This window comes from Streptomyces sp. NPDC014907 (genome assembly GCF_055562975.1).
In genome coordinates this window covers 35,924-53,529 of sequence record NZ_JBVHEG010000018.1, presented here as the reverse complement: position 1 = coordinate 53,529, position 17,606 = coordinate 35,924, and the positions used below count along the sequence as shown (strand labels likewise).

Annotated in this window: 15 protein-coding genes and 1 riboswitch; of the genes, 12 read left to right on the top strand and 3 right to left on the bottom strand. The window is 71.6% G+C overall.

Annotated elements, in window-relative coordinates:
- The first annotated feature begins 182 nt into the window (after nucleotides 1-182).
- From ACZ3IL_RS28580 to ACZ3IL_RS28535, 10 genes are all read left to right on the top strand, one after another.
- Nucleotides 183-791 carry a CDP-alcohol phosphatidyltransferase family protein gene (locus ACZ3IL_RS28580; RefSeq protein ID WP_125667251.1) on the top strand — a complete coding sequence of 203 codons (609 nt, stop codon included), beginning with the start codon at nucleotides 183-185 and terminating at the stop codon, nucleotides 789-791.
- Nucleotides 792-907: 116 nt separating this feature from the next.
- Nucleotides 908-3,403 carry a sugar phosphate nucleotidyltransferase gene (locus tag ACZ3IL_RS28575; RefSeq protein WP_467394978.1) on the top strand — a complete coding sequence of 832 codons (2,496 nt, stop codon included), beginning with the start codon at nucleotides 908-910 and terminating at the stop codon, nucleotides 3,401-3,403.
- Between the two features lie 101 nt (nucleotides 3,404-3,504).
- Nucleotides 3,505-4,431: a DUF881 domain-containing protein gene (locus tag ACZ3IL_RS28570; RefSeq protein WP_467394968.1), complete on the top strand. Its 927-nt coding sequence runs from the start codon at nucleotides 3,505-3,507 to the stop codon at nucleotides 4,429-4,431.
- Nucleotides 4,428-4,760, top strand: a complete 333-nt coding sequence (locus tag ACZ3IL_RS28565; protein ID WP_388692450.1) for a small basic family protein — start codon at nucleotides 4,428-4,430, stop codon at nucleotides 4,758-4,760. Before ACZ3IL_RS28570 ends, ACZ3IL_RS28565 begins: the two co-directional genes overlap by 4 nt.
- 155 nt (nucleotides 4,761-4,915) lie before the next feature.
- Complete coding sequence (locus ACZ3IL_RS28560) at nucleotides 4,916-5,908, top strand: DUF881 domain-containing protein (RefSeq protein ID WP_467394976.1); 993 nt, start codon at nucleotides 4,916-4,918, stop codon at nucleotides 5,906-5,908.
- A gap of 82 nt (nucleotides 5,909-5,990) precedes the next feature.
- The gene (locus ACZ3IL_RS28555; RefSeq protein ID WP_467394974.1) at nucleotides 5,991-6,932 is read left to right on the top strand and encodes an FHA domain-containing protein; all 942 of its coding nucleotides are present in this window, start codon (nucleotides 5,991-5,993) and stop codon (nucleotides 6,930-6,932) included.
- A gap of 31 nt (nucleotides 6,933-6,963) precedes the next feature.
- A complete protein-coding gene (gene ftsR, locus ACZ3IL_RS28550; RefSeq protein WP_467394965.1) occupies nucleotides 6,964-7,707 on the top strand; it encodes a transcriptional regulator FtsR in 744 nt (247 codons plus the stop codon).
- Nucleotides 7,708-7,760: 53 nt separating this feature from the next.
- The gene (locus tag ACZ3IL_RS28545) at nucleotides 7,761-8,234 is read left to right on the top strand and encodes a bifunctional nuclease family protein (RefSeq protein WP_467394963.1); all 474 of its coding nucleotides are present in this window, start codon (nucleotides 7,761-7,763) and stop codon (nucleotides 8,232-8,234) included.
- Between the two features lie 231 nt (nucleotides 8,235-8,465).
- Nucleotides 8,466-9,083: a MerR family transcriptional regulator gene (locus ACZ3IL_RS28540; protein ID WP_467394961.1), complete on the top strand. Its 618-nt coding sequence runs from the start codon at nucleotides 8,466-8,468 to the stop codon at nucleotides 9,081-9,083.
- A 71-nt stretch (nucleotides 9,084-9,154) separates the two neighbouring features.
- A complete protein-coding gene (locus ACZ3IL_RS28535; protein WP_467394959.1) occupies nucleotides 9,155-10,600 on the top strand; it encodes a DNA polymerase IV in 1,446 nt (481 codons plus the stop codon).
- A gap of 114 nt (nucleotides 10,601-10,714) precedes the next feature.
- Here the strand turns inward: ACZ3IL_RS28535 and ACZ3IL_RS28530 are convergent, their stop codons facing one another.
- Nucleotides 10,715-11,089, bottom strand: coding sequence for a PRC-barrel domain-containing protein (locus ACZ3IL_RS28530; protein ID WP_467394957.1), 375 nt, complete (start codon nucleotides 11,087-11,089; stop codon nucleotides 10,715-10,717).
- A gap of 112 nt (nucleotides 11,090-11,201) precedes the next feature.
- A riboswitch (glycine riboswitch) is annotated at nucleotides 11,202-11,301 on the top strand.
- A gap of 178 nt (nucleotides 11,302-11,479) precedes the next feature.
- Between ACZ3IL_RS28530 and gcvP the strand changes: the two genes are divergently transcribed.
- Complete coding sequence (gene gcvP / locus ACZ3IL_RS28525) at nucleotides 11,480-14,365, top strand: aminomethyl-transferring glycine dehydrogenase (RefSeq protein ID WP_467394955.1); 2,886 nt, start codon at nucleotides 11,480-11,482, stop codon at nucleotides 14,363-14,365.
- 82 nt (nucleotides 14,366-14,447) lie between these two features.
- Here gcvP and ACZ3IL_RS28520 read toward each other — a convergent pair whose 3' ends face one another.
- Entirely contained in the window at nucleotides 14,448-14,654 is a 207-nt protein-coding gene (locus tag ACZ3IL_RS28520) for a DUF5999 family protein (RefSeq protein ID WP_388692438.1), read from the bottom strand.
- 331 nt (nucleotides 14,655-14,985) lie between these two features.
- A complete protein-coding gene (locus tag ACZ3IL_RS28515; protein WP_467394953.1) occupies nucleotides 14,986-15,573 on the bottom strand; it encodes a hypothetical protein in 588 nt (195 codons plus the stop codon).
- A 480-nt stretch (nucleotides 15,574-16,053) separates the two neighbouring features.
- Between ACZ3IL_RS28515 and ACZ3IL_RS28510 the strand changes: the two genes are divergently transcribed.
- A complete protein-coding gene (locus ACZ3IL_RS28510) occupies nucleotides 16,054-17,553 on the top strand; it encodes a glutamate-cysteine ligase family protein (RefSeq protein ID WP_467394951.1) in 1,500 nt (499 codons plus the stop codon).
- Nucleotides 17,554-17,606 lie beyond the last annotated feature (53 nt).

Here is a 17,606-nt window from a genome sequence, read left to right as displayed (position 1 = left end):
GCAGGGGGGACCCTGTGGGAGAGTAGGACACCGCCGAACAATCATTGTGGGAAAGCCCCGCACCTCATGGTGCGGGGCTTTTCTGCGTTCCGGGGCGGTTCGGCCCCCCTGTGCGGAACGGCCGGTGGCTGAAGGTAGGGTCGGGGGGCAACGTCGGCACCAGCCCAGCAGGAGGCCCCCGGGTGGAGGTCCAGGAGACTCGCGTTCAGACCGACCGGGTCCTCACCATCCCCAACATTCTCAGCATGGCGCGCCTCGTCGGCGTGCCGCTGTTTCTGTGGCTGATTCTCCGACCCGAGTTCGGCGGCCCCAAGAGCGACGGATGGGCGCTTCTCGTACTGGCGCTCAGCGGCGTCAGCGACTATCTCGACGGAAAACTGGCCAGGCGCTGGAACCAGATCAGCAGCCTCGGCCGGCTGCTCGATCCGGCTGCCGACCGTCTGTACATCCTCTCCACCCTCGTGGGCCTGACCTGGCGGGAGATCCTGCCGCTCTGGCTCACCGCGGCCCTTCTGGCGCGCGAGGCCATGCTTCTCGTCATGGTGGGAATCCTGCGGCGCCACGGCTACCCGCCGCCGCAGGTGAACTTCCTCGGAAAAGCTGCGACTTTCAACCTCATGTACGCGTTTCCGTTGCTCCTCCTCAGTGACGGAACCGGTTGGCTTTCGTCACTCGCTGAAGTTTTCGGGTGGGCCTTCGCCGGATGGGGTACAACTCTGTATTGGTGGGCAGGAATCCTCTACGTGGTCCAGGTCCGTCGACTCGTGAAGACGGATACCGAGGCCGATTGAGCCCGTCCCTCATGTGTCGAGCAGCGTCGCCGGCAACGACGAGGAAGTCCGCGGGTGACCGAGCGGACAGGTGAAGTCGGCAGGACCGTCATCTCTTGAAGGAGGACGCTTCCGACATGAAGGCCGTCGTGATGGCCGGTGGCGAGGGAACACGTCTTCGCCCCATGACCTCGAGCATGCCCAAGCCTCTTCTGCCGGTGGTGAACCGGCCGATCATGGAGCACGTCCTACGACTGCTCAAGAGGCACGGTCTCAACGAGACCGTCGTCACCGTCCAGTTCCTCGCCTCCCTGGTCCGGAACTACTTCGGCGACGGCGAAGAACTCGGGATGGAGCTGACGTATGCCAACGAGGAGAAGCCGCTCGGCACAGCGGGCAGCGTGAAGAACGCCGAGGAAGCGCTGAAGGACGACGCCTTCCTGGTCATCTCCGGGGACGCGCTCACGGATTTCGACCTCACGGATCTCATCGCCTTCCACAAGGAGAAGGGCGCCCTCGTCACGGTCTGCCTCACCCGGGTACCGAACCCGCTGGAATTCGGCATCACGATCGTCGACGAAGAGGGCAAGGTCGAGCGCTTCCTGGAGAAGCCCACCTGGGGCCAGGTCTTCTCCGACACCGTCAACACGGGCATCTACGTGATGGAACCCGAGGTGTTCGACTACGTCGAGGCGGACGTCTCGGTCGACTGGTCGGGTGACGTCTTCCCGAAGCTCATGAAGGAGGGCAAGCCGATCTACGGCTATGTCGCCGAGGGCTACTGGGAGGACGTCGGCACCCACGAGAGCTATGTGAAGGCCCAGGCGGACGTCCTGGAGGGCAAGGTCCAGGTCGACATCGACGGCTTCGAGATCTCGCCCGGCGTATGGGTGGCCGAAGGCGCCGAAGTACACCCCGACGCGGAACTGCGGGGACCGCTCTACATCGGCGACTACGCGAAGGTCGAAGCCGGCGCCGAGATCCGCGAGCACACCGTCGTGGGCTCCAACGTGGTCGTCAAGAGCGGCGCCTTCCTGCACAAGGCCGTCGTCCACGACAACGTCTACATCGGTCAGCAGAGCAATCTGCGCGGCTGCGTGATCGGCAAGAACACCGACGTCATGCGGGCCGCCCGGATCGAGGACGGCGCCGTCATCGGCGACGAGTGCCTGGTCGGCGAAGAATCGATTGTGCAGGGCAACGTCCGGGTCTACCCGTTCAAGACGATCGAGGCCGGCGCCTTCGTCAACACCTCGGTCATCTGGGAGTCCCGCGGACAGGCCCACCTCTTCGGCGCACGCGGCGTCTCCGGCATCCTCAACGTGGAGATCACCCCGGAACTGGCCGTGCGCCTCGCGGGAGCGTACGCGACGACCCTGAAGAAGGGCGCGACCGTCACCACGGCCCGCGACCACTCCCGGGGCGCCCGCGCACTGAAGCGGGCGGTGATCTCCGCCTTGCAGACCAGCGCCATCGACGTGCGGGACCTGGAGAACGTACCGCTGCCGGTGGCCCGCCAGCAGACCGCCCGGGGCAGTGCGGGCGGCATCATGATCCGGACCTCGCCCGGCGTGCCCGACTCCGTCGACATCATGTTCTTCGACGAGCGCGGAGCCGACCTCTCGCAGGGCGGGCAGCGCAAGCTGGACCGCGTGTTCGCGCGCCAGGAGTACCGGAGGGCCTTCCCCGGCGAGATCGGTGACCTCTCCTTCCCGGCGAGCGTCTTCGACTCGTACACCGGATCGCTGCTGCGGAACGTCGACACCTCCGGGATCGCGGAGGCGGGCCTGAAGGTCGTCGTGGACGCCTCCAACGGCAGCGCCGGACTCGTGCTGCCCAGCCTGCTCGGCCGGCTCCAGGTCGACTCGCTCACGATCAACCCGGGTCTCGACGAGTCGCGGCCCACCGAGTCGCCCGAGAGCCGGCGGGCCGGTCTCGTACGGCTCGGGGAGATCGTGGCCTCGGCCAGGGCCGCCTTCGGCGTGCGGTTCGACCCCGTCGGCGAGCGGCTGTCCCTCGTGGACGAGCGGGGCCGGATCATCGAGGACGACCGCGCGCTCCTGGTGATGCTGGACCTGGTGGCGGCCGAACGCCGCTCCGGGCGGGTCGCGCTGCCGGTGACCACCACCCGGATCGCCGAGCAGGTCGCCGCGTACCACGGCACCCAGGTGGAGTGGACGACCACCTCCCCGGACGACCTCACGAGGGTCGGCCGGGAGGAGGAGACCATCTTCGGCGGCGACGGACGCGGCGGCTTCATCGTGCCCGAGTTCAGCAGCGTCTTCGACGGCACCGCCGCGTTCGTGCGGCTGCTCGGTCTCGTGGCGCGGACCCAGCTCACGCTGAGCCAGATCGACGCCCGCATCCCGCGGGCCCACGTCCTGAAGCGGGACATCGCCACCCCGTGGGCCGTCAAGGGGCTCGTGATGCGCCGGGTGGTGGAGGCGGCGGGCAACCGCTCCGTCGACACCACCGACGGCGTCCGGGTGGTCGAGGCCGACGGGCGCTGGGTGATGGTGCTGCCCGACCCGGCCGAGGCCGTCACCCACCTGTGGGCGGAGGGCCCCGACGACACCTCCGCCCAGGCCCTGCTCGACGAGTGGGCCGAGGTGGTCGACGGCGCAGGTCGCTGACGGGTACGGACCGTCCGGTGGGGAGGTGCCCGAGGGGTGCCTCCCCACCGGACGGAGGGGCCATTCGGTGGTAGGCCGTACGACGTGCGACGATGTGCGGCATGTCGCAGCAGTCCCCCGTTCGGAGCACCGGTTCGCCGCCGCCGCGCCCGGACGCCTCCATGTCGCTGCTGAACAACGTCATCGACCACGCCCTCGACGACGGCTACGCCGAGGCCACCGCCCGGCGCGCCGCCGAGGGCGCGGGACTGCCCCGGAGCCTGCGGGCGAAGCTCGGCCTCGCCGCCGGCCTCGCGCTCGCCGCCGCGGTGGTGACCGTCGGAGCGGCCGAGGCGCGCGTCTCCGCGCCGGTCGTCGCCAAGGAGCGGCAGGAGCTGATCGGCCGGATCGAGGCGGACACGTCGAGCGCCGACGCCCTGGAGCGGGACGTCGAACGGATTCGTTCCGAGGTCGGGGAACGCCAGCGGCGGGCGCTGCAGCAGTACGGCGGCGACCAGGCCGAGCTGGTGGCCCTGCTCTCGGGCGCCACGCCGGTCCACGGCCCCGGGGTGCGGCTCGTCGTCGACGACGCCAAGGGAACCGGCGGCGGTGGTGGCGGGCCCCGGGAGAGCAGCGGCTTCTCCGACACGGGCCGCGTCCGCGACCGGGACATGCAGCGCGTGGTCAACGGGCTGTGGGAGTCGGGCGCCGAGGCGGTCGCGATCAACGGGCAGCGGCTGACGTCGCTGTCCGCGATCAGGGCGGCCGGCGACGCCATACTGGTCGACAACAAGCCGCTGGTGCCGCCGTACACCGTCCTCGCGATCGGGGACGGACAGCGGCTGAGCACCGCGTTCCAGAACAGCGCCGACGGGCAGTACCTGCACGTCCTGGTGGAGAACTTCGGGATCAGGAGCCGGATCTCGGCCGAGGGCGACGTGCGCCTGCCGGCCGCGCCCAGCCTGACCGTACGTACCGCAGAGCCGAGGAGGGCCGGGGCGACGCCGTCCGGCCGGGCCACGGCCGAGACAGGGAAGGGCACATCGTGATCGCCGTACTGGGCCTGATCGCCGGAGTGGTGGTCGGGCTGTTGGTCCGCCCCGAGGTTCCGGCGGTGTTCGAGCCCTACCTCCCGATCGCCGTGGTCGCCGCCCTCGACGCGGTCTTCGGCGGGCTGCGGGCCATGCTCGACGGGATCTTCGTCGACAAGGTCTTCGTGGTCTCGTTCCTGTCCAACGTGGTCGTGGCCGCGCTGATCGTCTTCCTCGGCGACAAGCTGGGCGTGGGCGCGCAGCTGTCCACCGGCGTGGTCGTCGTCCTCGGCATCCGGATCTTCTCCAACGCGGCCGCCATCCGGCGCCACGTCTTCCGGGCGTGAGGCCGATGAGCGAGAACCCGGAGAACTCCAGGAACCCCGAGAATCCCGAGAACGCCAAGAACCCCGAGATTCCCGAGGCTCCCCGGAAGGGCGAGAGCCCCCGGGAGACCGGGGAGTCCGGCCCCGGCGGCGTCCGGGGCGCCGGGAACGGCGGCCTGCCCGGCGAGGACCGGCCCGCTACGCCGGAGCCCCCGGGCGGGGAGCCGCGAGCGGACGAGGACGTCCGGAGGCCCGGTCCGCCTCCCGCGCCCGGGAGGTCCTCCGTACCGGGGCCGCCCCGCACTTCCCAGCCGCCTTCCGTACCGGCGCCGCCTTCCGTACCCGGGCCGCCCCGCACTTCCCAGCCGCCCTCCGTACCGACGCCGCCCGCCCCCCGGCCGCCCGGCGCCCCCGGGGCGCCGGCCCCCGCCCGGCCCGTCCGGGACGAGCAGGGCGGGCGGCGCAGGCTCGTCTCCGCGCTGTGGCCGCCCAGGGTGACCAGGGCCCAGCTCGTCGTCGCGCTGCTGCTGTTCGGCCTCGGCCTCGGCCTGGCCATCCAGGTCTCCTCGACCAGCGACAACAGCGCCCTGCGCGGCGCGCGCCAGGAGGACCTGGTGCGGATTCTCGACGAGCTCGACGACCGCACGCAGCGCCTGGAGGACGAGAAGACCCGTCTGGAGAAGCAGCGCTCCGAGCTGGAGTCCAGCTCGGACCAGGCCGAGGAGGCGCGCAAGCAGACCCAGGAGAAGGAACGCCAGCTCGGCATCCTGGCCGGCACGGTCGCCGCCGAGGGCCCCGGCATCACCCTGAGCGTCGGCGACCCCACCGGGGCGGTCGAGTCGGACATGCTGCTCGACGCCATCCAGGAGCTGCGCGCGGCGGGGGCCGAGGCCATCCAGGTCAACGGCGTCCGGGTGGTGGCGAACAGCTATTTCACCGGTGCCGGCGACGACATGCGCATCGATGGAACGAAGGTGACCGCTCCGTACGTCTTCAAGGTCATCGGCAAGCCCGAGGATCTCGAGCCCGCGCTCAACATCCCGGGCGGTGTCGTGCAGACCCTGGAGAAGGAGCAGGCCACGGCCACGGTGGAACGGGCGGCGAAGATCGTCGTCGACGCCTTGCGACCGGCGGAGCGGCCTGACTACGCTCAGTCGTCCTCGCGGTGAGAAGGAGCGCGAGGGGGGTCCCGCGACAAGCGCGAGAGGTTGCGGGGGGTCGGCGCATCACAACGGTGGTGCGTGGTGGAAACTGTCCGGAGGATACGGACGTTGTGAAGGTGTCCGGGTCGGCAGGTGTGATGGATCTCGGTTCGTCCTGCCCCACGGGCGGGTCTGTTTCGGTCAAGGGGAATCGCCCGTGAAGTTGTTTGCGAAGTTGTTCGGCAAGAGCGGACGCGAGGACGGCGGCAACGCCCGGCACCGCGCGTCGCGCCACCAGAGCGAGGATCAGGGGGACGAGCGCCCGCTGTTCCGCGATGAGGTCGAGGGCCGCCGGGGCGGTGACATTCCGGGCACACCGGGCGCGTCTTCTGTTGACCCCGCCGGGGCCGCCCGCATAGGTTTCGGAGAACCATCGACCTCGAGTACGGGTGGAGGGTTCTCTCCCGATCCGTACGCGACACAGACCTCGGCGGGGCAGCCGCGGCAGGAGGATGCGTCCATGCCGGTGTGCACGAGGTGCGGTCACCGCAACGCGGCCGACAGCCGCTTCTGCTCCCACTGCGGCACGCCGCTCCGGGGCGGTGCCGTCCCCGAGCGCGCGTCGGAGACGACGTCCACCATCTCCATCTCGGGCCTGGAGGCCTACGACGCGGAGGTCACCGGCCAGACCGCGCTGCCCTCGCTCTCTCCCGAGGCGCTGGCGGCCGTGGAGGCGCTCCCGCCCGGGTCCGCCCTCCTGGTGGCGCGCCGGGGGCCGAACTCCGGCAGCCGGTTCCTCCTCGACGGCGAGCTGACGACGGCCGGCCGTCACCCGCAGAGCGACATCTTCCTGGACGACGTCACGGTCTCCCGGCGGCACGTGGAGTTCCGGCGGGCGCAGGACGGCAGCTTCACCGTCTCCGACGTGGGCAGCCTCAACGGCACCTACGTCAATCGCGAGCCGATCGACTCGGTCGTCCTCTCCAGCGGTGACGAGGTACAGATCGGCAAGTACCGGCTGGTCTTCTATTCGAGCCAGCGGGGCGTGTGACGCCTCGGAGAAGCCCCTTCAGGGAAGGTCCATGCTGCGAACACCGACGGGCGGTGCCGGATTCGGCGCCGCCGCCGAGGGCGACAGGCTGGTCAGCATCGGCACGGTGCTGAACCAGCTGCGCGACGAGTTTCCCGAAGTGACCATCTCCAAGATCCGGTTCCTGGAGGCCGAGGGGCTCGTCGAGCCCCGGCGGACGGCCTCCGGATACCGCAAGTTCAGCCCGCAGGACGTGGAGCGGCTCGCCCAGATCCTGCGGATGCAGCGGGACCACTATCTTCCGCTGAAGGTCATCCGCGAGCACCTCGACGCCCTCGCCCGGGGAGAGCAGGTCCGGCTTCCGGCGCCCGGACGCCGGCGGGACCTCCTGGAAGGGCCCTGGGAGCAGGAGGCGGAGCCGCCGGCCGCCGCGCGGCTCGGACGGGCCGAACTGCTCGCCGCCGCCGGGGTGACCGAGGCCGAGCTCGCCGAGTGGGAGTCGTACGGCCTGATCGCCGAGGCGGTGGGCGGGGGCTACGACGCCGAGGCCGTCACCGTCGCCCGCCTCGTCGCGGATCTGGGCAGGTTCGGTCTGGAACCCCGGCACCTGAGGGCCGTCAAGGCGGGCGCGGACCGGGAGGCCGGGCTGATCGAGCAGGTGGTCGCGCCGCTGCGCCGACACCGGAACCCGCAGACCAGGGCCCATGCGGAGGCCACGGCCAAGGAGCTGGCGGCGCAGTCGGTACGGCTGCACGCGGCCCTGGTGCAGATCGCCCTGGGCATCCGGTCGCAGTGACCCGGGAGGGGCCCGACTATCCAAACCGGCCGGGCACGTCCTAGGGTTGCTGTGTGAACGAGCTCGACGTTGTGGGTGTCCGAGTGGAAATGCCCTCCAACCAGCCGATCGTGCTCCTGCGTGAAGTGGGAGGCGATCGGTTCCTCCCCATCTGGATCGGACCGGGTGAGGCGACCGCGATCGCCTTCGCCCAGCAAGGCATGGCGCCTCCGCGACCGCTGACGCACGACCTCTTCAAGGACGTGCTGGAGGCCGTGGGACAGGAACTCACCGAAGTCCGCATCACGGATCTGCGTGACGGGGTCTTCTACGCCGAACTGGTCTTCGCCAGCGGCGTCGAGGTGAGCGCGCGGCCGTCCGACGCGATAGCGCTGGCCCTCCGGACCGGGACGCCGATCTACGGCAGCGACGGCGTCCTGGACGACGCCGGCATCGCGATTCCGGACGAGCAGGAGGACGAGGTGGAGAAGTTCCGCGAATTCCTCGATCAGATCTCACCGGAGGACTTCGGGACCAACAGTCAGTGAGACCGGCGTCCGGTCACCGGCGGGGCCGGTGGCCGGCCGGACCGGGCGGTACGGCCGGAGGCCGTTCGCGGGGCGCCGTCAGAGCATTCGAGTAGCCTTTCCCCGGAGAGAGATACGGGAAACCACTCTCAGGGTGATTATCACTCGGCGTGCCGAGTGTGGCGATCGTTGACGCACCCCGAGTGACTGCCTACCTTCGTGTGGGCAGGTCAAGGACGGAGGGTCGGCGTGATGAGCAGCGCGGACGGTACGGCAGGCAGCTCCCTCGGACGTGTGTCCGGGGAGAGCGGTCCGTATCCGCTTCACGGCAGTGTGGGCGACTTCGGCACGGGCGCCGGTGAGGGCGTGCCGGACGAGGCGGTCGGCTACCGCGGTCCCACGGCCTGTGCGGCCGCCGGGATCACCTACCGCCAACTGGACTACTGGGCGCGCACCGGGCTGGTGGAGCCGAGCGTGCGGCCCGCGTACGGGTCGGGGACGCAGCGGCTCTACAGCTTCCGCGACGTCGTCGTCCTGAAGATCGTGAAGCGTTTCCTCGACACCGGGGTGGCCCTGCAGAACATCCGGGCCGCCGTGCAGCACCTGCGCGCCCGGGGCTTCCGCGACCTGGAGCGGATGACGCTCATGAGCGACGGGGCCACCGTCTACGAGTGCTCCTCGCCCGACGAGGTCGTGGACCTGCTCCAGGGCGGCCAGGGAGTCTTCGGCATCGCCGTCGGGGTGGTCTGGCGGGACGTGGAGGCTGCGCTGTCCCAGCTGCACGGGGAGCGGGTGGACACCGGCGAGACCCTCGTGGGGCACAACCCGGGGGACGAACTGGCCAGGCGGCGCAGGGACAGGGCGGTCTGAGACCGTCCGCCCCGCCGCGCCGGCCCCGGCCCGGTGGGGCGCTGTCAGTGGCATGAGGCAGCATCGGACGCGTGAGAGCCGCGCCGACGATCCTGCACCTCGACATGGACGCGTTCTTCGCCGCCGCCGAGCAGGCGGCGAAGCCCAGCCTGCGCGGAAAGCCCGTGATCGTCGGCGGTCTCGGCCCCCGGGGAGTGGTGGCCACCGCGTCGTACGAGGCACGCCGCTTCGGGGTCCACTCCGCGATGCCGATGGGACAGGCGCGGCGGCTCGCGCCGAACGCGGCCTACCTCGTACCGCGCTTCGCCTTCTACCGGTCGATCAGCGAGCAGGTCATGGGACTGCTCGGGCGTCTCTCCCCGCTCGTGGAACCCCTCAGCCTCGACGAGGCCTTCGTGGACCTGGAGGCGGGGGGCGTCGCCGGTGACGCCGCGAGCGCGCGGGCCGCGGGGGAGCGGCTGCGGGCCGACATCCTGGCGACGACCGGGCTCACGGGGTCGGTCGGGCTCGCCGGGTCCAAGATGATCGCGAAGATCGCCTCCGAGGAGGCGAAGCCGAACGGGCTCGTCCTCATCGAGCCGGGAACCGAACGGGAACTCCTGGGACCGCGTTCCGTGCGCATCCTCCCCGGCGTCGGGCCGGCGACCGGGGAGCACCTGCGGAGGGCCGGGATGACCACCGTCTCCGATCTCGCGGAGGCGGGCGAGGACGAACTCGTACGGCTCCTCGGCCGGGCGCACGGGACCTCGCTGCACCGGATGGCGCTGGGGCACGACGACCGGGCCGTGGTGGCCGAGCGGGACGCCAAGTCCGTCTCGGTCGAGGACACCTTCGACGTGGACCTGCACGACCGGACACGGATCCGGGCCGAGGTCGAGCGCCTCGCCGAGCGGTGTGTCGCACGGCTGCGGGCGTCGGGGCACTCGGGACGGACGATCGTCCTGAAGGTCCGGCGGTTCGACTTCTCGACGCTGACCCGCTCCGAGACGCTGCGGGGGCCGACGGACGCCCTCGGAGTCGTGCGGGAGGCCGCCGGGCGGCTGCTCGACGCGGTGGACACCACGGGGGGCGTGCGGCTGCTGGGGGTGGGGGTGAGCGGCCTCGCGGACTACACGCAGGAGGACCTGTTCGCCCAGGCGGAGGCGGAGGCGGTGGAGGACCGGGGCACCGGGGGGAAGGACGGCACGACGGGGGCGGACGCCGAGGCGGCGGAGGCCGCCGGAACCGGGCCCACCGGGCCCGTGGAGCGGCGCTGGACACCCGGGCACGACGTGCGGCACGCGGTGTACGGGGCCGGCTGGGTGCAGGGGAGCGGCATCGGACGGGTCACGGTGCGGTTCGAGGACCCGTGGTCGGCACCGGGACGGGTGCGGACGTTCGCCGTGGACGATCCGGAGCTGACGGCGGGAGAGGCGCTGCCGCTGGTGAGGGGAGGGACACCGGTGGCCGCCGTGCCGGCGGCGGCCGGGGAGCACGGGGACGTGCCCGGCCCGGGCTCCCCTCCGCGCCGCCCGTGACGCCGGGCGGAGGGGCGGGACCGTTCCTCCGGGCGGTCCGGTCCCCGGCCGCCGTACGGCGGCCGCGCGCCTCCCGGCCGGGCCCCGCCGCCTCGGCGGGGCGCCCGGGACGGGTCAGGCGCCGTCCCGGCCCGCCAGGCGGCCGAAGTCCTTGTCCGGGTGGTCCTCGGGGGACGGGGGGAGGGCGAGGTCGTAGTGGCGGTAGAGCTGGAGCTCCTGCTCCGGGGAGAGGTGGCGGCCCACACCGAAGTCCGGGGCGTCCCTGATGAGGGCGCGTTCGAACGGGACGTGGAGGCCGTCGTCGAGCAGGCTGCTCGGCTCCAGGGGGACGAAGGCGTCCCGGCTGAACAGGCCGGTGCGGACGGCGGCCCACTCCGGTACGCCGGTCGCGTCGTCCAGGTACACCTCGTCGACGGTCCCGATCTTGTTCCCGTCGCGGTCGAACGCCTTGCGGCCGATCAGGCTGCGCGGATCGATGTCGGTCTGCACGGTCCCTCCAAATGGTCGCAGCTCCTCTACCCCCTACCAAAGGGCACATCCGGGATGTCGGCCACTTGAGCGAAAGGAGCCACAATCGCGCTGGTAGGCTGGGCGTGGCTGTCGACCCCGTGCGGGAGAGTCCCCCGGAGAAAGCTTCCGGAGGGCGCCGAAGGAGCAAATCCTCCCCGGAATCTCTCAGGCCCCTGTACCGCGCGGACGAGGTCACTCTGGAAAGCAGAGCGGATGTCCGACGGCATGCGCTCTCACCGACGGTGAAAGCCGGCGGGCCGCGAGGCGCGCCGGTGAAACTCTCAGGTTGAGATGACAGAGGGGGAGGCCGTCCGGGCACCCGCGCCGTGGTGCCCCTCGCAGGTCGTGACGACCAGGAGGCCTCCGTACATGACCGCCAACCGCATTCCGCTCTCCGAGCTCGAGCAGGGCATCCCGTTCGAGCAGCGGCACATCGGGCCCGATGCCGAGGCCCGGGCCAAGATGCTCGCCCAGGTCGGTTACGGCTCGCTCGACGAACTCACCGCCGCCGCGGTGCCGGACGTGATCAAGAACGCCGAGGCGCTGGACCTGCCGGCCGCGCGCACCGAGGCCGACGTCCTCGCCGAACTGCGCGCGCTCGCCGACCGCAACCAGGTGCTCGCCCCGATGATCGGCCTCGGCTACTACGGCACCTTCACCCCGCCGGTGATCCTGCGGAACGTGATGGAGAACCCCGCCTGGTACACGGCCTACACGCCGTACCAGCCGGAGATCTCCCAGGGCCGCCTGGAGGCCCTGCTGAACTTCCAGACGATGGTCGCCGACCTGACCGGTCTCCCCACCTCCGGCGCCTCCCTCCTGGACGAGGGCACCGCCGCCGCCGAGGCCATGGCGCTGTCCCGCCGCGTCGGCAAGGTCAAGAACGGCGTCTTCCTGGTCGACGCCGACGCCCTGCCGCAGACGATCGCCGTCATCGAGACCCGCGCCGAGCCGACCGGCGTCGAGGTCGTCGTCGCCGACCTGAGCGGGGGCATCCCCGCCGAGGTCGCCGAACGCGGCGTCTTCGGCGTGCTCCTCCAGTACCCCGGTGCCTCCGGTGCCGTCCGCGACCTCAAGCCGCTGATCGACGCGGCCCACGAGCTCGGCGCGATCGTCACCGTCGCCGCCGACCTCCTCGCCCTCACCCTGCTCACCTCGCCCGGCGAGCTGGGGGCCGACATCGCCGTCGGCACCACCCAGCGGTTCGGCGTCCCGATGGGCTTCGGCGGCCCGCACGCCGGCTACATGGCCGTCCAGGACAAGCACGCCCGTTCCCTGCCCGGCCGTCTCGTGGGCGTCTCCGTCGACGCCGACGGCAACCGCGCGTACCGCCTGGCGCTCCAGACCCGCGAGCAGCACATCCGCCGCGAGAAGGCCACCAGCAACATCTGCACCGCCCAGGTGCTGCTCGCCGTCATGGCCGGCATGTACGCCGTCTACCACGGCCCCGACGGCCTGAAGGGCATCGCGCTCCGCACCCACCGCTACGCCGCGATCCTCGCCGCCGGTCTGCGCGCCGGGGGCGTCGAGCTGACCGGGGACGTCTTCTTCGACACCGTCACCGCCCGCGTCCCGGGCAGGGCCGACGAGATCGTCGCCGCCGCCCGCGAGGCCGGCGTCAACCTCCACCGCGCCGACGCCGACCACGTGTCGGTCTCCTGCGACGAGACCACCACGCGCGAGCGGCTCGCCGCCGTGTGGGGGGCCTTCGGCGTCACCGCCGACGCGGAGGCCCTGGACGCGGTCACCGGGGACGCGCTGCCCGCCGGTCTCCTGCGCTCCGACGCGTACCTGACCCACCCGGTCTTCCACGCGCACCGCTCCGAGACCTCGATGCTGCGCTACCTGCGCCGCCTCGCCGACCGCGACTACGCGCTCGACCGCGGCATGATCCCGCTCGGCTCCTGCACGATGAAGCTGAACGCGACCACCGAGATGGAGCCGGTGACCTGGCCCGAGTTCGGCCAGATGCACCCCTTCGCCCCGGTCGAGCAGGCCCGGGGCTACCTCACGCTCATCACCGAGCTGGAGGAGCGCCTCGCCGAGGTCACCGGCTACGACAAGGTGTCGATCCAGCCGAACGCCGGATCGCAGGGCGAGCTGGCCGGCCTCCTCGCCGTCCGCGCGTACCACCGGGCCAACGGCGACGAGCAGCGCACCGTCTGCCTCATCCCGTCCTCCGCGCACGGCACCAACGCCGCCTCCGCCGTGATGGCCGGGATGAAGGTCGTCGTGGTGAAGACCGCCGACGACGGCGAGATCGACGTCGAGGACCTGCGGGCCAAGATCGCCCAGTACCGTGACGAGCTGTCCGTGCTGATGATCACCTACCCGTCCACGCACGGCGTGTTCGAGGAGCACGTCGCCGACATCTGCGCCGAGGTCCACGAGGCCGGCGGCCAGGTGTACGTCGACGGCGCCAACCTCAACGCCCTGGTCGGCCTCGCCAAGCCGGGCCACTTCGGCGGCGACGTCTCGCACCTGAACCTGCACAAGACCTTCTGCATCCCGCACGGCGGCGGCGGTCCCGGTGTCGGCCCGGTCGGCGTCCGCTCCCACCTCGCCCCGTACCTGCCGAACCACCCGCTCCAGCCCACCGCGGGCCCGGAGACCGGCGTCGGCCCGATCTCGGCCGCCCCGTGGGGCTCCGCCGGCATCCTGCCGATCTCCTGGTCGTACGTGCGCCTCATGGGCGGCGAGGGCCTCAAGCGGGCCACCCAGGTCGCGGTGCTCGCGGCGAACTACATCGCCAAGCGCCTGGAGCCGCACTTCCCGGTGCTCTACACCGGTCCGGCCGGTCTGGTCGCGCACGAGTGCATCGTGGACCTGCGCCCGCTGTCCAAGGCGACCGGCGTCACCGTCGACGACATCGCCAAGCGCCTCATCGACTACGGCTTCCACGCGCCGACGATGTCCTTCCCCGTGGCCGGCACGCTGATGATCGAGCCGACCGAGTCCGAGGACCTGACCGAGCTGGACCGCTTCTGCGACACGATGATCGCGATCCGGGCCGAGATCGAGAAGGTGGCCGCGGGCGAGTGGCCCGCGGACGACAACCCGCTGCGCAACGCCCCGCACACCGCGGCCGCGCTCGGCGGCGCGTGGGACCACCCGTACACCCGGGACGAGGCCGTCTTCCCGGCCGGCGTCCCGGCCGCCGACAAGTACTGGCCGCCGGTGCGCCGGATCGACGGAGCCTTCGGCGACCGGAACCTGGTCTGCTCCTGCCCGCCGCTGGACGAGTACGACCACTGAGGCCGCGCACCGCGTGACGGGGGCCGGTCCGTGAGGTTCTCCTCCGGACCGGCCCCCGGTTCTCGTTCTTCGCCCGGACCCGTCAGGCGGCGGTCGTCACCCGGCCCGCCGCGAGCGGCCGGTGCGGGGCGATGACCTGTCCGTCCGGCAGCAGTTCACCGGTGTCCTCGAAGAGGAGGACGCCGTTGCACAGCAGGCTCCAGCCCTGCTCCGGGTGGTGTGCCGTCAGTCGGGCCGCCTCCCGGTCGGCGGAGTCGGCGGTGGGACAGGCGGGATGGTGCTGGCACATGGGTGGGTTCTTTCGCTGCGTCGTGGTGGATGTCCTGCGGCTCTGCGCGCTCATGGCCGCCCCCGTCGGTCGGTTCGGTTCCGGTCCCAGTCTTGCTCCAGGGGCGGGCTTCCGCAGGCATTTCGCGGCAGCTCGTCCCTTCTCGGGAGGACGCGTCACCCGCAAGGGCGGTTCGGTCCAACCACCCCGTCCCTTCGGGTGGTTCGGGGTGGCCCGGGCGGGCTAGTCCGTCGGGGAGGGGTGTTCGGGCGGCGCGTTCGGACGCGCGGTCCGGGCAGCGGCGCGCCCCGTGACCCGGACGGGCACGGGGCGGCGGGCGTGGGGCGACGGTTCAGGCGGGTGCCGGCGAGCCCAGGAGCGGCGGCGCGAGGCGCGTGCTGAGGACGGGCAGCAGGTCGGCGGCCGGGTACGGGTGGTGGGCGGTGATCCCCGGCGGCGCGGGGGCCAGCGGCACCAGCAGGTCGGCGGCGGCCGGGGCGGCCGTGGCGGCGTCCTCCTCCGGATCCGCCTGCAGCCAGAGGGTCAGCATGTAGAGCTCCGGCACGGAGAGCAGCCGCGGCCGGTACGCGACAGGGATTCCCTCGGCCTGCTGCAGGGCCCGTTCCGTGGAGGAGACGTACGGTCCCTCGAAGAAGTGCGAGAAGGACCAGCCGTCCGGGGTGAGCGCGGTGTCCGCGGCCGCGATCGTCCGGTCCCCGTGCCGGATCAGGAAGCGCCATCCGGCGAGCCGGGTGCGGGGCGGGTGTCCCGGGGCTCCGGTGATGTCCAGGACGTGGATGGGCAGGGGGAGTTCGGGGCTCAGCGGTCCCTGCGCGGCCCGCAGGGCGGGGGTCCGCGCCTCACGGACGACGGTCGGTGAGCCGAGCGCCGCGAGGACGCTGCGGAGGGCCGGCGCGGGGGCCGGGGAGGGTCGGAGCATGGTGGGTCGCCTCTCGCTCAGGAGACACGGTGACGCGTGGGCAGGTACGACGGCGCTGTCGGCGGCGGGGCCAGAGAGGGGCCGTGGGGCCATGGCCGGGCGCCAACACTCTGCCTCGTCCGCGGAGTTTATACGACACGTGTTCACACAGTGTTTCCGCTAGACGTCCGCGTTATTCCTGACAAGACGTCATCAGGACTTCGCCGCAGGGCATCGAAGCGGAATCAGAAGGACGATACCGCTCCCACCCGCATATACCGCTCGGGACCGGACGGCTGAATTTAGACCGGGGTTATCAAGGCAATATGACATTGGTATATGTCGGTCACCCGTTGCCCGTGGAATGTGCCATTGGGGTGCTGCATCCAGCCTATCTTCCGACAGGCCGGTTCCGCAGGCGTTGTGGATCAGCGGGGTGGGCATCATGGTCCGTGACGCGCGGCCGCCACGGCGGCCGCCCACCCGGGGAAGGACGCTTCGATGGGCGAGAAGGTCGTGGCCGACGGGTTCGGCCCGTCCGACCGGCAGCACTACCGGAGAAAACTCCAGCAATGTCTGGCGGGACTCGCGAGGCTCCTGGCGGAGAAGAGGTTCGACCGCCCGCGCAATCTCATGGGCGTGGAGATCGAACTCAATCTCGCCGGGGCCGACGGGCTGCCCCGCATGCTCAACGGGCCGGTACTCGAAAAGATCGCCAGCCCCGATTTCCAGACGGAACTCGGAATGTTCAACCTCGAAGTGAACATCACCCCCCACCAGCTCGAAGGCCGCGTATTCGACCGGCTCGCGGAAGAGATCGGGGCCGGCATCGGATACGCCGACCGCATGGCGGCGGAACTCGACGCGGGCGTCGTCATGATCGGCGTGCTGCCCACGCTCGAACAGCACGACCTGGTCCCCGAGAACCTGTCGGACAACGACCGCTACGCGCTCCTCAACGACCAGATCCTCGCCGCCCGGGGCGAGGACATCGTCCTCGACATCCACGGGGTCGAACACCTCCGGTGCACCTCGGAGTCGATCGTGCCCGAGGCGGCCTGCACCTCGGTCCAGCTCCACCTCCAGGTGACGCCGGCCCGGTTCGCCGCCGTGTGGAACGCGGCACAGGCCGTCTCGGGCGTGCAGATCGCACTCGGCGCCAACGCGCCCTTCGTCTTCGGCCACGAGCTGTGGCGGGAGTCCCGGCCGCCGCTCTTCCAGCAGGCCACCGACACCCGGCCGCCCGAACTGCAGTCCCAGGGGGTGCGGCCGCGCACCTGGTTCGGGGAGCGCTGGGTCGACTCGGCGTACGACCTCTTCGAGGAGAACCTCCGCTACTTCCCCGCCCTGCTCCCCATCCAGGACGAGGAGGACCCGCTGCTCGTCCTCGACCGGGGCGGGGTGCCGGGCCTCCAGGAGCTGGTCCTGCACAACGGCACGGTCTACCGCTGGAACCGGCCCGTGTACGGAGTGGTCGACGGGGTGCCGCACCTGCGCGTCGAGAACCGGGTCCTGCCGGCGGGGCCGACCGTGACGGACGTGATCGCCAACGCGGCCTTCTACTACGGCCTCGTGCGCGCGCTCGCCGACGAACCCCGGCCCGTCTGGAGGCGGATGGCCTTCGAGGACGCCGAGGCCAACTTCGACACGGCCTGCCGCCACGGCATCGAGGCGGAGCTGCGCTGGCCCCGCCCGGGACGCGCGGGCGGGATCGCGACCGTGCCGGCGGTACGGCTCGTCCTGGACGAACTGCTGCCGCTCGCCGCGGCGGGACTCGACGCCTGGCGCATCGAACCCGCCGACCGGGACTTCTACCTCGGAGTGATCGAACAGCGCTGCCTGCGGCGGGTGAACGGCGCCTCCTGGCAGGTCGACACCTTCCACCGGGCCCTGGAGGCGGGCCTCGACCGGCGGACGGCCCTCGCGGCGACGACCCGCCGCTACCGGACCCTCATGCGCGAGGGCGATCCGGTGCACACCTGGCCGGTGGGCATCGACTGAGGCGGACCCGTCCCCCCCCCCGGGACCCGCCCCTCCCCGGACCCGTCCCCCCG